This is a genomic window from Planococcus plakortidis (assembly GCF_001687605.2).
Taxonomy (GTDB): Bacteria; Bacillota; Bacilli; order Bacillales_A; family Planococcaceae; genus Planococcus; species Planococcus plakortidis.
On record NZ_CP016539.2, the window covers coordinates 1,513,849 to 1,528,150 of the forward strand.

The following is a 14,302-nucleotide window of genomic DNA, read 5'->3' on the forward strand; positions in this document are numbered from 1 at the left end:
AAAGGGATGCTGACAATCGATTTCATAGATGAAACGGAACAATTGGACGGCAAGGCGATGGCCTTTGTGGAAAAGCTTTTGGAGCATGCGGCACAGCATGAAAAAACGGGAGAGGCGGAAGTATCCGTCACCTTCATGGACGATGAATCGATCCGCGCGATCAACCGGGATTACCGCGATAAGGACCAGCCGACGGACGTCATCTCCTTCTCGATGGAAGAGCAAGGGGAAGATGAAGTAGCCATCATCGGTGAAACGGGACCGCGCCTGCTCGGGGATATCATCATCTCGGTGGAACGCACGAAACTCCAGGCGGAAGAATATGGGCACAGCTTCGAGCGGGAACTTGGCTTCCTGGCAGTGCATGGCTTCTTGCATTTACTCGGCTATGACCACATGAACGAGCAGGAGGAGAAGGAAATGTTTGCTAAACAGGAAGAGATTCTTGCTTCCCTGGGCGTTACGCGTGATGCGCATGAAGCTGAGTAGGTTTCTCTTCTCATTCCGTTTCGCTGCGCAAGGGATTGGCACGGCCATGAAGCGGGAACAGAATATGAAAGTGCATGCAGGCTCGGCGGTGGTCGTCGTGGCTGCCGGAATGTGGACTGGCCTCGATCCGGTGGAATGGATGCTGGTCATTTTGCTGATCGGGGGCATGCTGGCGCTCGAACTGGTCAATTCCGCCTTGGAGCGGGTGGTCGACCTAGTCACTGCAGAGCGGCATCCGCTGGCGAAGCAGGCGAAGGACATGGCGGCAGGAGCCGTTTTGGTATTTGCTGTGGCAAGTGCTATAATCGGTTTACTGATCTTTTTGCCAAAATGGTTTTAGGCTTTACCGTGCAGAGTGTACAGCAAATATAGAAAAGTGAGTGATGATAATGGATAAACAACAACTGATGGAACAGGCCATCGCGGCGCGTGGCAATGCCTACGTGCCGTATTCGAAATTCCCGGTAGGTGCGGCCCTCTTGTCGAGAGACGGCAAAGTCTATACGGGATGCAATATCGAGAATGCCGGCTATTCGCTGACCAATTGCGCAGAACGGACCGCGGTCTTCAAGGCTGTATCGAAGGGCGTCAAGCAGTTTGACGCATTGGCCGTGGCAGCCGATACGAAGGGCCCGGTTGCGCCGTGCGGGGCATGCCGACAGGTGCTCGTGGAATTCTGCGCGCCCGATATGCCTGTTTATTTAACGAATCTTGAAGGAGCGGTATCGGAGACGACGATCGCGGAATTGCTTCCGGGCGCCTTCACAACGGAGGATTTAGACTATGCATCAAGGAAATAACGGTTATAAATCAGGGTTCATCTCCATTATCGGCCGGCCGAATGTCGGGAAATCGACTTTCCTGAACCGTGTGGTCGGGCAGAAAATCGCCATCATGAGCGATAAGCCGCAGACAACGCGCAATAAAGTTCAGGGCGTCGTGACGAACGAAAACAGCCAGATGGTCTTTATCGACACGCCGGGCATCAACGAGCCGAAACACAAACTTGGGGATTTCATGCTGAAAGTCGCCAAAAACACATTCCGCGAAGTGGATGTCCTGTTGTTTGTCGTCAGTGCAGCGGACCGCATCGGCAAGCAGGACCGTTATGTGCTCGACATGCTGAAAGGCATCGAGGTGCCGGTCTTTTTGGTGCTCAATAAAATCGACCAAGTGCATCCCGACAATCTGCCGAAGATCGTCGAATCCTACCGCAACGAATTCGATTTCGCAGAAGCGATTCCGATCTCTGCCTTGCAAGGCAATAATGTCGAGAACTTGCTCGCGAAAATCGAGGAGCGCTTGCCGGAAGGGCCGCAATACTATCCGTCCGACCAAGTGACAGACCATCCGGAACGTTTCATCATTTCGGAATTGATCCGCGAAAAAGCCCTGCATTTGACGCGCGAGGAAATCCCGCACTCGATCGCTGTGGTCATCGATAAAATTGCCAAGGACGAAGAAAACGACAACATGATCCGCGTCCAGGCAACGATCATGGTCGAACGCGATTCCCAAAAAGGCATTGTCATCGGCAAGAAAGGCGCATTGTTAAAGGAAATCGGCACGCGCGCCCGCAAGGATATCGAAAACCTGCTCGGTACGAAAGTCTATTTGGAGCTATGGGTCAAAGTCCAGAAAGACTGGCGCAACAAAGCAATGCATCTCCGTGATTTCGGTTTCAGAGACGACGAATACTAAGGAGCCTGGCTCATGCAGAACCAACTCGAAGGCATTGTCATCCGTACGCGTCCCTATGGGGAAAATAATAAAATCGTTACCTTGTTCACGAAAGAGGCTGGAAAAATCACGTGCATGGCGCGTGGGGCGAAAAAGCCCGCCAGCCGTCTCGCGGCCATCACACAGCCGTTCACCCATGGCGTTTTCTCGATCTATAAAGGCCGCGGCATGGGCACGTTGCAGGCAGGTGACCAATTGGAGTCGCTGCGCCATATTCGTGAAGACATCATGGCTACGGCATATGCGAGCTATATTACAGAATTGGTCGACCGGCTGACGGAACAGGACGAGCCGCAGCCGTCGATCTACGATATGCTGTACCAGGCGCTTCATGCGATTGCAGACGGTTACGATCCGGAAGCGATCACTTTATTCGTCGAATGGAAAATGCTGCGCGTGGCGGGGCTCACCCCTACCTTGCATGAATGCGCCAATTGCGGGGCAACGGAAGGGGAATTCGCTTTCTCGTTCCAGGAACTCGGCTTTTTGTGCCATCGCTGCTTCCATATCGACCGCTATATCATCCGCTTGAGCCCAGCGCTCGTCAAATTGATCCGCACATTCTATTTCGTGCCGATCGAACGGGTCGGGGCATTGACTTTGAAGAAAGAGTCGAAAACCTTGCTCAAACAGATCGTCCGGACCATTTACGAGGAACAGGCAGGCATCCGGCTGAAGTCGCGTTCATTTCTCGAGCAACTCGAACGGACGCCCGAATTTTTCCCGGAACCGAAAAAAGACATCCCTGAAGGCGATTAGCCTCGGGATGTCTTTTTGTTTTTGATTAGAATTGGATATGCTGTTCGATATAGGCCTGCACGTCTTTGATCGGCATGCGGACTTGTTCCATGGAATCGCGGTGGCGAACGGTCACTTCGCCATCTTCGACCGAGTCGAAATCGTACGTGATGCAGAACGGCGTACCGATTTCATCCTGGCGGCGGTAGCGTTTCCCGATGGACTGGGACTCGTCATAATCGACCATGAAATGCTTCGCAAGGTCGGCGAATACTTCCGTCGCGCCTTCAGAAAGTTTTTTCGACAAAGGCAATACCGCGGCCTTGTATGGCGCAAGGGCCGGGTGGAACTTCAGCACGGTGCGGGTATCGTCGTTGTCCAATGCTTCTTCCTGGAATGCATCCACAAGGAAAGCGAGTGTTACGCGGTCTGCGCCGAGAGATGGCTCGATGCAATACGGCACGTAACGTTCATTTGTTTGCGGGTCGATGTAATTGAAGTCTTCGCCGGAATATTCCATATGGCGCTTCAAATCGAAATCGGTACGGTCCGCGATGCCCCATAGTTCGCCCCAGCCGAATGGGAATTTGTATTCGATATCGACAGTGGCGTTTGAGTAATGGGACAATTCATCCGCATCGTGTTCGCGCAGGCGCATATTGCCTTCGCCCATGTTCAGCTCGAGAAGCCAGTTTTTGCAGAAGTCGCGCCAGTAGGCATACCATTCAAGGTCTTCGCCTGGTTTGCAGAAGAATTCAAGCTCCATCTGCTCGAACTCGCGTGTGCGGAACGTGAAGTTCCCCGGTGTGATTTCGTTGCGGAAGCTTTTGCCGATCTGGGCAATCCCAAACGGCATTTTCTTGCGCATGGAGCGCTGGACATTTTTATAGTTGACGAAAATCCCTTGCGCCGTTTCAGGGCGCAAGTAAACTTCGTTCGTCGATGATTCAGTGACGCCCTGGAAAGTCTTGAACATCAAGTTGAACTGGCGGATTTCCGTAAAGTCGGCTTTGCCGCAAGTCGGGCATTTCACTTCATGTTCATCGATCAATTCTTTCATGCGGTCGAACGACAAGCCATCGACGATCAGCTCGATGCCTTTTTCATCCAACGCGTTCTCGATCAGCTTATCGGCACGGTGGCGCGATTTACAGGCTTTGCAGTCGATCATCGGGTCGTTGAAATTGCCGAGGTGCCCGGATGCTTCCCACGTTTTCGGATTCATCAGGATGGCTGCATCCAGCCCGACGTTATGGACGGATTCCTGGACGAATTTTTTCCACCATGCTTTTTTGATATTGTTTTTCAGCTCGACGCCGAGTGGGCCGTAATCCCATGTATTGGCGAGGCCGCCGTAAATTTCAGAGCCCGGGAAGACGAACCCTCGGTGTTTGGCTAATGATACTACTTTTTCCATTGACATCTTCATTACCTCCATAAAATAAAAAAATCGCACACGCCACGGACAAATGTCCGAGGACGAGTACGTTACCCGCGGTTCCACCTCGATTGACTGAAAAAAGTCCAGCCCGCTCGCATTGCCTATGGCTCCGGATTGCCGTTTCCCGCTTTGCAGGCTTTCACCATCCCTGCTCGCTTCATGTGCGGTACTTATCGATCCATCAACGCCATTATTCGATTCCCGATAATTGTATCATGGCAATCTTTTCTTCGCAATATAGCATGTAATAGTATATAATAATTGGTATTGAGTATAACATATTTGAATTTGAGGCGGTGAGTCCAATCGAACTCAATAAGCGGCAAGAGGAGATTTTACAGATCGTCAAAGGCAATGGCCCGATTACAGGCGAGCAGATTGCAGACCGTCTGAATTTGACGCGTGCAACGCTGCGGCCGGATCTGGCGATTTTGACGATGGCCGGCTTCCTGGATGCCAGGCCACGTGTCGGCTATTTCTATTCGGGCAAGAAGCCGGGCCAGGATATCAGCGACACGATGAACAATATGAAAGTGAAGGATTTCCAGTCGATCCCTGTCGTAGTCAGGGAGGATGTCAGCGTATACGATGCCATCAGCCAGATGTTTCTGGATGACGTCGGGACGCTTTTTGTTGTGGATAAAAAATCCTGCCTGGCGGGTGTGCTGTCGCGCAAGGATCTATTGCGCACAAGCCTCGGCAACCAGGACCTGAATGCAATTCCTGTACATATCATCATGACGCGCATGCCGAACATCACCTATTGCCTGCGCAATGATTCGCTCATACAGGCTGCAAACCGGCTGATCAACCAGCAAATCGACGCATTGCCGGTCGTCGAAGAACAACCGGAAGGCTTTAAGGTCGTCGGCAGGCTGACAAAGACCAATATTACGAGGGCATTTTTATCCCTTTCGGAAAACCACGAACTGTGAGGTGCAGAATATGAGTTTATTGCGAGTTTTTATCGTCTCCGATTCCGTGGGCGAAACCGGAGAGCTTGTCGCAAAAGCGGCCATCAGCCAATACTTGAATACAGAACAAAACGCCGTCTTGAAACGCTTCCCCTATATCGACTCTATCGAACATTTGCAGGAGATCACCAAACTGGCGGAAGGGCAGCGGGCAGTGATCGTCTATACGCTCGTCTCGAAAGAATTGCGACATTTCGTCGAACGCGAAACGGCAAGGCGGGGCATCAAGGCAATCGACTTGATGGGCCCTTTGCTTGATGCCTTGGAAGAAGAGCTGCACTCAGCACCGATCGGCGAGGCAGGCCTTGTGCGCAAGCTCGATGATGATTACTTCAAGAAAGTCGAGGCGATCGAATTTGCGGTCAAATACGATGACGGGCGGGACCCGCGTGGCATTTTGCTTGCGGACATCGTCCTGGTGGGGGTATCGCGAACATCGAAAACCCCGCTATCGCAGTATTTGGCCCATAAACGGCTGAAAGTCGCCAATGTGCCGTTAGTGCCCGAAGTGGACCCGCCGGATGAATTGTTCGATGTGGATCCGAAAAAATGCTTCGGCTTGGTCATCTCTCCGGAGAAATTGAACAATATCCGGAAAGAACGCCTGATCGCACTCGGTTTGAACGATGATGCCAATTATGCAAAACTCGACCGCATCCATGAGGAAATCGTCCATTTCCGCAAAGTGGTCGACCGCATCGGCTGTGAGACGCTGGACGTCACCAACCGCGCCGTTGAGGAAACTGCGAACTTGATTCTCGGCAAACTGCAGAAATAATAAGAGGATTCCGCCTGCCAGGGCGGTTTTTCTTATGCCTGTATAATTAAAAGACCGTTTTTCTACGCCTTTTTATGGATTTTTACAAAAAAACGTTTTATAATGAAGAATTGTGGCTAAAGCTTACTAACAACATGAAGAGCTTCCCCATCTTTTTGTCGAAATTTGAAGGATTTCAATGGATTTCAACGAATTAAGTAAGGTAAGCAAATAAAGATGGTGATAAGGTGTCCAATCGAATTCCTGAAGAAGTGATTGAAGAAATCCGTTCCAAAGCGGATATTGTGGATGTCGTGGGCGAATACGTCCAATTGACGAAAAGAGGCCGTAATTGGTTCGGCCTCTGCCCATTCCACGGGGAAAGCACACCGTCCTTTTCCGTGACGGCCGACAAGCAGATCTTCCATTGCTTCGGCTGTGGGGCTGGCGGCAATGCCATCACGTTCTTGATGGATATAGAGAACATCAGCTTCCAGGAAGCGCTGGCCAAACTCGGTGAGCGTTCAGGGATCGAGGTCGATGTCCAGCCGGGAGAAGGCAAAGGTGCGGCGCAGGATCGCAATGACGATCCGCTCATTTTGATGCATGAGTTCGCTGCAGATATGTACCATCATATTTTGCTGAATACGGAAGAAGGACAAGCGGCTCTTGATTATTTGGAGAACCGGGGATTCACGCAGGAGATCATCGAAAAATACCGGATCGGCTGGGCGCTTCCTGAATGGAATTACATGGAAGTTGCGTTGCGCAGAAAAGGGTACGATGATGAACAATTGGAAGCGAGCGGCCTGGTCATCAAGCGTGAGAAATCCGATGGTTGGTTCGACCGGTTCCGGGGCAGGATCATGTTTCCGATCATGAACGAAAACGGCAAAGCCATAGCGTTTTCGGGCAGGATACTTGAACAGTCAAAACAGGAAGCGAAATACATGAACAGCCCTGAATCACCGATTTTCCAGAAAAGCCAAGTTCTCTACAACGTCCACCTGGCCCGAGGCGCTATCCGGAAAAACCGGAAAATCGTCCTGTTCGAAGGGTTCATGGATGTCATCGCCGCCGGCAAGGCCGGTATCGACAATGCGCTCGCGACCATGGGAACATCGCTGACGCCTCAGCATATCCGCCAGATGAAGCGCTTTGCGCAGGAAGTGGTCGTTTGCTTTGACGGCGATGACGCCGGATGGGAAGCGGCGAAACGGGCGGCTGTGCCGCTCGAGGAAGCGAATTTCAAAGTTGGGATTGCGGTGTTGCCGAATGGCATGGACCCTGATGACTATGTCCGCCAAAACGGCGCCGATGCTTTTCGGGAGCACATTATCGAGAAGCCGCAAACCTTTATCGCTTTCGCGATGATGCATGCGCGCCGCCATAAGAACTTTCAATATGAAAACGATCTCCTTCAATATATCCAAGAGGTGCTCCAGCTACTCGCCGGCAAATCCTCTCCTGTTGAAAGGGATTTGTATATTAAGCAGCTGTCAGCAGAGACGAAGCTTTCTGAAGAAGCCATTTTGCAGCAGTACAGGCGCCTGGAAACCCGGAGCATCGAGCGCAGTCGGCCGAAAGCCGCTGAATCGGTCCAGGCACCCCCGAAAAGGGAGCAGAAAAAAATCACGTCGCTGCATCGTGCAGAACGCATGCTGTTCGCACACGCGCTTGCAGATCCGGCCGTGATGGACAAGCTGGCACGTGAAACCGAAACCATCCCCTTCATCAGTGAAGAATACCAGGCGTTGTATGTCCAGCTGCTCGGTTTTTACGAGGAATGGGAAAAAGCGGATTTCCATAAATTCCTGGAAACCCTGACGGACCAGGAGCTCCGGAAGCTCGTGATGGAGACGGCTCTGGCCGAAAGGGATCCCGATCATCCGGAAGAAGAGATCGAAGATTGCCTGAAGCATTTGAACAAGCACCGCATCGAGCAACAAATCAATTTAAAAATCCAGCAATCAAAAGAAGCGGAAAAACAGCATGATTTGAAGCGCGCTTTGCTTCTGGCACAAGAAGTGATTGCTTTACGGAAATCATTGTAGATTATTCCGGTTTTTTCAAAAGGAGGAAGTTGTATGGCTGAGAAATCTGAACGCCAAACAGAAGTCGTAACAAACAGCATCCCGTTGCCTGCTGAAGGCCCGGAAGCAAGTGTAGAAGACGCGAAAAAGCAATTGATCGAACAAGGGAAAAAAACCGGAGAATTGAACTACGAACAGATTGCCGATAAATTAGCTATTTTTGAAATGGAATCGGATCAGGTAGAGGAATTCATTGATCAATTGGAAGGGCACGGCATCGAACTCGAACGCAAAAGCGATGATGAAGAACATCTCGACCGCCTCATGAAACCGACCGAAGAGAAGTTCGACTTGAACGACTTGAGCGTACCGCCAGGCGTCAAGATCAACGATCCCGTGCGCATGTACTTGAAAGAGATCGGACGTGTTGACCTGTTGAAGGCGGAGGAAGAAGTGCGCCTGGCAAAACTCATCGAACAAGGCGACGAGGAAGCGAAAAAGCGCCTAGCGGAAGCCAACTTGCGCCTCGTCGTATCGATCGCTAAACGCTATGTGGGCCGCGGCATGCTGTTCCTGGATTTGATCCAGGAAGGGAATATGGGCCTTATCAAGGCAGTCGAGAAATTCGACTACTCAAAAGGCTTTAAGTTCAGCACTTATGCCACGTGGTGGATCCGCCAAGCGATTACGCGCGCCATCGCCGACCAGGCACGCACAATCCGTATCCCAGTCCATATGGTCGAGACGATCAATAAACTGATTCGCGTACAGCGCCAGCTATTGCAGGATCTTGGCCGCGAGCCTTCACCGGAAGAGATCGGCGAAGAGATGGATCTATTGCCTGAGAAAGTGCGTGAGATCCTGAAGATCGCCCAGGAACCGGTATCGCTGGAAACACCGATCGGTGAGGAAGACGATTCGCATCTGGGTGATTTCATCGAAGATTCCGATGCACAGTCACCGTCTGACCATGCGGCATACGAATTGCTGAAAGAGCAGTTGGAAGATGTGCTCGACACATTGACCGACCGAGAAGAAAATGTCTTGCGCCTGCGTTTCGGCCTGGATGACGGCCGTACGCGGACGCTGGAGGAAGTCGGGAAGGTGTTCGGCGTGACGCGTGAACGGATCCGCCAAATCGAAGCGAAAGCACTTCGCAAACTGCGCCATCCATCCCGCAGCAAACGCTTGAAAGATTTCTTGGAGTAAATTGAACCGATCCTTCCGGGCCAAGTGCCCGGAAGGATTTTTTTGCGTTAAAGGAATTAGGGGGGCATCGAGGAAAGATCTCTTTCTTGCCGACAGAACGACATATTGGAATAACTTTCCGTTATGCCTTGATTGTGTCGGAATTTTAGCTATATAATGAATATTGTAAGCGTATTCATAGCAAAGGGGATGTAAGACATGAATTTCGATTTGACACAAGAGCAACAGATGATCAAGAAAACGATGCGGGAGTTTGCCGATAAAGTAGTCGCTCCAGGCGCAGTCAAGCGCGACCGCACGAAAGAGTTTCCGAAAGAAGCATTCAAGCAATTGGCCGACATGGGGATGATGGGCTTGCCGTTTGATGAAGCTTATGGCGGAGCGGGAGCGGATACGACAAGTTTTGCGATCGTTACGGAAGAATTGAGCCGCGTGTGCGCCTCTACAGGCATTACGTACTCGGCACATATTTCACTTGGAGGCGCGCCCCTCAGCCTGTTCGGCACAGAAGAGCAGAAGCAGAAATACTTGGCGCCGATCTGCACGGGCGAGTCGTTCGGCGCGTTCGGTTTGACAGAGCCGAATGCCGGGTCGGATGCGGGGGGGACAGAAACCCGCGCAGTGGAAGATGGGGACGACTGGGTCATCAATGGATCGAAAGTATATATCAGGAATGCGAGCCATGCGAAGCATTTGGCAATCACGGCGATCACCGGCATGAACGACGGCAAAAAGGAAATCAGCGCCATCATCGTACCGACCGATGCAGAAGGCTTCACCGTAATCGATAATTACGAGAAAATGGGCTTGAACGCATCCAACACCACCGAATTGGTGCTTGAGAACGTCCGTGTGCCAAAAGAAAACCTGCTTGGCAAACGCGGCGAAGGCTTTAAGCAATTCTTGGTGACACTTGACGGCGGGCGCATCGGCATTGCGGCGATGGCTGTCGGGATCGCACAAGGCGCTTTCAATAAAGCGCTCGCTTATGCGAAAGAACGCAAGCAGTTCGGCAAGCCTTTGTCCGAATTCCAAGTGACGCAGTTCAAGCTCGCGGATATGGCGATGAAAATCGAACTCGCACGCAATATGGTCTACAAGGCGGCCTGGCTGAAAGACCAAGGGCGCCCATTCACGAAAGAAGCGTCCATGGCCAAATTGTATGCATCTGAGATGGCGATGGAAGTGGCTGACGAAGCGATCCAGATCCACGGCGGCTATGGTTATATGAAAGAATACGAAGTCGAGCGCTATATGCGCGACGCCAAGCTTCTTGAAATCGGGGAAGGGACATCCGAAGTGCAGCGCATGGTCATTTCACGCCTTGTCGGCTGCTGATCGGGTTGCAAACCGTGAAACTTTAACTATGTGTTTATTGCCGTCAACAGAATCCTTCGAATTTACCGATTTTGTCACAATACGGCAATTATTATCCGTTATGGCTTTTCGTTTACTGGATAATACAGTACAATAATGAATGATACTTATACTATCATCAAGCAGAACACAGTAGAAGGAGGGGTAACGGATGCAAAAGAATGCAATTGTACCTTATATCTTAATCATGGCTTTCGGTATTGGCCTGATTTTCTTCCTGTCATTGGAAGGAGTCGGCAACGAAGCTGAAATCGCTGAAGAACATGCGGCTGAGGAAGAAGGCGGCGGTGAAGCGGCTGAAGGCGAAGGCGGAGAAGAAGCGGCTAGCGGCGACTTCGACCCTGAATCCCATGCACAGTCAAGCTGTGTTTCTTGCCACGGTTCAAGCTATGAAGGCGGAGTTGGCCCATCATTGGTAGCCACAGAACTTTCACAAGAAGAAATCGAAGAGATTCTGATCAACGGTAAAGGCTCAATGCCACCGGGTACGGTTCCTGAAGAAAACGTATCAGCAATGGCTGAGTGGGTACTGTCACTCGAATAGCATCAAAAACCCTTAGTTCTTCCGGAGCTAAGGGTTTTTTGTCAATTAGGAGGAACTTTATGAACGCGCAGCAATTATCAGTTCGATTAATGAAAGTGGCGGAACATGTCCAGCCAGGGGCCGTAGTAGCAGACATCGGTTCGGATCATGCCTATTTGGCATGCTATCTTCTCCATAACGGGTCGGCAAGCCGGGCGGTAGCCGGTGAAATTGTCAAAGGCCCGTATGAATCGGCGAAAAAGCAAGTGCGCGAAGAAGGGCTGGAAGGAAAAATTACCGTCCGCCTTGCGCCAGGCCTTGAAGCGGTCGAGCCTGAAGACGGGATCACCGCGGTGACCATCGCCGGAATGGGCGGTTCGCTGATTGCCTCGATCCTGGAAGAGGGAAAAAGCCGCCTCGCAGGCGTCGAGCGCTTGATCCTGCAGCCAAACGTCCATGCCCAAGCAATCCGGTTATGGGCTGTCCAGAACGGCTGGCGTATTGTAGCAGAAGATATCCTGAAGGAAAAAGACAAGATCTATGAAATCCTGGTGCTGGAACCGACAGCTGAAGAAGTGCAGCTGGATGCGAAACAATTATTGTTCGGGCCGAAACTATTGCAAGATCAAAATGATATATTCAAGGAAAAGTGGAAGCGCGAGGCGACTCAATGGAAAGCGATCGCCGAACGTTTGGAGAACACAGAGGAAACCGAAGACATTCGTACGAAAAAAGAGCAGCTGCTCGAAAAAATCGCATTGATGGAAGAGGTGTTCGCGGATGAAAATCCCTAACGGCCAACAGATTATTGAAGAGTTCGAGAAATGGTCGCCGAAATATTTGGCGATGGAAGGCGACCCGATCGGGCTGCATGTCGGCACATTGAATAAAAGGATCGAACGCGTGCTGGTGACGCTCGATGTCGATGAAGCAGTGGCAGATGAAGCGATCGAAAAAGGCGCTGGCCTCATCATTGCCCACCATCCCCCGATTTTCCGTCCCTTGAAAAATCTCCAGACGGACTTTCCGCAAGGCCGGCTAATGGAAAAACTGATCAAAAATGACATTGCGGTATATGCAGCGCACACAAATCTCGATGTCGCTTGGGGAGGCGTCAATGACTTATTGGCTGATGCGCTTGGCTTGCAGGACGCGGAAGTGTTGGTAAAGACCCACGAAGCGGAGCTCGTGAAGATTGCCGTCTTCGTGCCTGAAAGCCATGAAGGCCAAGTGCGAAAAGCGCTCGGCGATGCGGGGGCCGGGGCGATCGGCGATTATGACCATTGCAGCTATACATTGAGCGGCACTGGGCGCTTCCGGCCGAATGCTTCAGCCGATCCGTATATCGGTGAAGCGGGCAAGATGGAAGAGACAGCGGAATCGAAAATTGAGGTCGTGGTCAGGAAAGCCGAAAAAGACCGCGTGATCCGGGCGATGATCGCCGCCCACCCATACGAAGAACCGGCCTACGACGTCTTCACTTTGGAGAACAAGGAGTTGCCGATGGGGCTTGGCCGCGTCGGCCGCTTGAAAGAAGAGATGACGTTCGATGCGTTTGCCGAGCATGTGAAAAAGAGCCTAAATGTCCCCTTTGTCCGTGCGGTCGGTACCGGAAAAGAACGCATCAGCAAAGTGGCGGTGCTTGGGGGCGACGGCAACAAATACATCCAGCAGGCAAAACGTGCAGGGGCGGATGTCTATGTGACGGGTGACCTTTATTTCCACGTGGCCCAGGATGCACAGGCGATCGGCTTGCCGGTGATTGACCCAGGGCACCATGTCGAGAAAGTGATGATCCAGGGAGTTGTAGACCATATGGCGGAAAAAGGCGCCAACTGGCAATGTGAGTTCCTGGCGTCTGAAGTGAATACAGAACCGTTTCGTTTAAAGTGAAGACATTAAAAAGAGGCCCCGTTCAGGGCCTCTTTTTTATAACTTATTCATTCACCGGATACGGTTCGATGCGCTCCGATGGCTTCGGATGCTTGATCTTCGGCAAAATTTTGTTGAGCGGTACGGAACGCTCGAGTGTATGCGTTGCCGGATCTTCCGGATCGTATTGATCCAAGAACTTCATCACTTCTTTGACGATCGGTGTCGGAGTGGATGCGCCGGCGGTCAGTGCGACCGTTTCGATGCCTTCTAGCCATTCCAATTTCAGTTCGGACAAATCGGAGATGCGGTAAGCCGGTGTGCCGGCGATGTCCTGGGATACTTGCGCCAGGCGGTTGGAGTTATTGCTCATCGGGTCGCCGATGACGATCAGCAGGTCGGCGTCGACAGCTTGTTCTGCGACAGCTTCCTGGCGCACTTGCGTGGCCAAGCAAATCTCCTTATGGACTTCAGCGTGCGGGAAGCGTTCTTTCAAGCGTTCCATCATATGGACGACATCCCATTGGCTCATCGTCGTCTGGTTGGTGATGATGATTTTATCTTGGTCCAGTTCGAGCGCATTGACATCATCGAGCGTTTCGACCAAATGAACCAAATCCGGAGCGACGCCGATTGCGCCTTCAGGTTCCGGGTGGCCACTCTTGCCGATATAGACGATATGGTAGCCTTCAGCTGTTTTTTCACGGATCAGGTCATGCGTGACGGTGACGTCCGGGCATGTGGCATCGATTGAAACAAGTCCTTTTCTGCGCGCCAGTTCACGCACTTGCGGGGATACGCCATGTGCCGTGAAGATGACCGTGCCGGTTTCCACTTGCTCGAGTATCTCTAGGCGGTTTTTGCCGTCAAGCGTGATGATGCCATCTTCTTCGAATGCATCCGTTACGTGTTTATTGTGGACAATCATGCCCAGTATATAAATCGGGCGCGGCAAAGTCTCATCCATGGCTGCGTTTTTCGCGATGACCATGGCATCCACTACCCCGTAGCAATAGCCTCTAGGCGAAATCTTTTTTACTTTCATTATCAAACCGCACTCCTTTCAACATCATGACTTCATTATAACGGAGACGCCGCCGCTTTACAAAAGATGCATCGCTAAGAATGGCCATTTTATGCTATAATAGC

The 14,302-nt window shown here is 51.5% G+C and carries 15 protein-coding genes; 13 read left to right on the forward strand and 2 right to left on the reverse strand.

From position 1 onward, the window contains the following. Positions 1 to 6: 6 nt before the first annotated feature. The 5 genes from ybeY to recO are packed head-to-tail and all read left to right on the forward strand — an operon-like array spanning position 7 to position 2,988. Positions 7 to 489, forward strand: coding sequence for an rRNA maturation RNase YbeY (gene ybeY, locus BBI15_RS07665; protein WP_068869024.1), 483 nt, complete (start codon positions 7 to 9; stop codon positions 487 to 489). Next, positions 476 to 829 (forward strand): diacylglycerol kinase family protein, encoded by a 354-nt coding sequence (locus BBI15_RS07670; protein ID WP_068872544.1) that lies wholly within the window; start codon positions 476 to 478, stop codon positions 827 to 829. The genes ybeY and BBI15_RS07670 overlap by 14 nt, the downstream gene beginning before the upstream one ends. Positions 830 to 878: 49 nt before the next feature. Next, complete coding sequence (locus BBI15_RS07675) at positions 879 to 1,289, forward strand: cytidine deaminase (RefSeq protein WP_068869025.1); 411 nt, start codon at positions 879 to 881, stop codon at positions 1,287 to 1,289. Continuing rightward, the gene (era, locus tag BBI15_RS07680; protein ID WP_068869026.1) at positions 1,273 to 2,190 is read left to right on the forward strand and encodes a GTPase Era; all 918 of its coding nucleotides are present in this window, start codon (positions 1,273 to 1,275) and stop codon (positions 2,188 to 2,190) included. Before BBI15_RS07675 ends, era begins: the two co-directional genes overlap by 17 nt. Positions 2,191 to 2,202: 12 nt before the next feature. Further along, the gene (gene recO / locus BBI15_RS07685) at positions 2,203 to 2,988 is read left to right on the forward strand and encodes a DNA repair protein RecO (protein ID WP_068869027.1); all 786 of its coding nucleotides are present in this window, start codon (positions 2,203 to 2,205) and stop codon (positions 2,986 to 2,988) included. Positions 2,989 to 3,013: 25 nt separating this feature from the next. On the opposite strand, the gene BBI15_RS07690 is transcribed toward recO, so the two are convergent. Continuing rightward, a complete protein-coding gene (locus tag BBI15_RS07690; protein ID WP_084632789.1) occupies positions 3,014 to 4,390 on the reverse strand; it encodes a glycine--tRNA ligase in 1,377 nt (458 codons plus the stop codon). A gap of 314 nt (positions 4,391 to 4,704) precedes the next feature. On the opposite strand from BBI15_RS07690, the gene BBI15_RS07695 reads away from it, so the two are divergent. The 8 genes from BBI15_RS07695 (at position 4,705) to BBI15_RS07730 (ending at position 13,174) form a co-directional block, all read left to right on the forward strand. Then, a complete protein-coding gene (locus tag BBI15_RS07695) occupies positions 4,705 to 5,343 on the forward strand; it encodes a transcriptional regulator CcpN (RefSeq protein WP_068869029.1) in 639 nt (212 codons plus the stop codon). Positions 5,344 to 5,353: 10 nt separating this feature from the next. Next, complete coding sequence (locus BBI15_RS07700; RefSeq protein WP_068869030.1) at positions 5,354 to 6,160, forward strand: pyruvate, water dikinase regulatory protein; 807 nt, start codon at positions 5,354 to 5,356, stop codon at positions 6,158 to 6,160. A 227-nt stretch (positions 6,161 to 6,387) separates the two neighbouring features. After that, entirely contained in the window at positions 6,388 to 8,193 is a 1,806-nt protein-coding gene (dnaG, locus tag BBI15_RS07705; RefSeq protein ID WP_068869031.1) for a DNA primase, read from the forward strand. A 33-nt stretch (positions 8,194 to 8,226) separates the two neighbouring features. Continuing rightward, on the forward strand, positions 8,227 to 9,381 hold the full coding sequence (gene rpoD / locus BBI15_RS07710) for an RNA polymerase sigma factor RpoD (RefSeq protein WP_058380923.1): 1,155 nt from the start codon (positions 8,227 to 8,229) through the stop codon (positions 9,379 to 9,381). Positions 9,382 to 9,579: 198 nt separating this feature from the next. Further along, positions 9,580 to 10,719 (forward strand): acyl-CoA dehydrogenase, encoded by a 1,140-nt coding sequence (locus BBI15_RS07715; protein WP_068869032.1) that lies wholly within the window; start codon positions 9,580 to 9,582, stop codon positions 10,717 to 10,719. A gap of 190 nt (positions 10,720 to 10,909) precedes the next feature. Next, on the forward strand, positions 10,910 to 11,302 hold the full coding sequence (gene cccA, locus BBI15_RS07720; protein ID WP_068869033.1) for a cytochrome c550: 393 nt from the start codon (positions 10,910 to 10,912) through the stop codon (positions 11,300 to 11,302). 59 nt (positions 11,303 to 11,361) lie between these two features. After that, positions 11,362 to 12,075: a tRNA (adenine(22)-N(1))-methyltransferase gene (locus BBI15_RS07725; protein WP_068869034.1), complete on the forward strand. Its 714-nt coding sequence runs from the start codon at positions 11,362 to 11,364 to the stop codon at positions 12,073 to 12,075. Next, entirely contained in the window at positions 12,062 to 13,174 is a 1,113-nt protein-coding gene (locus tag BBI15_RS07730) for a Nif3-like dinuclear metal center hexameric protein (protein ID WP_068869035.1), read from the forward strand. The genes BBI15_RS07725 and BBI15_RS07730 overlap by 14 nt, the downstream gene beginning before the upstream one ends. A gap of 43 nt (positions 13,175 to 13,217) precedes the next feature. On the opposite strand, the gene BBI15_RS07735 is transcribed toward BBI15_RS07730, so the two are convergent. Beyond that, positions 13,218 to 14,198, reverse strand: a complete 981-nt coding sequence (locus BBI15_RS07735) for a 4-hydroxy-3-methylbut-2-enyl diphosphate reductase (protein WP_068869036.1) — start codon at positions 14,196 to 14,198, stop codon at positions 13,218 to 13,220. Between the last annotated feature and the right edge of the window lie 104 nt (positions 14,199 to 14,302).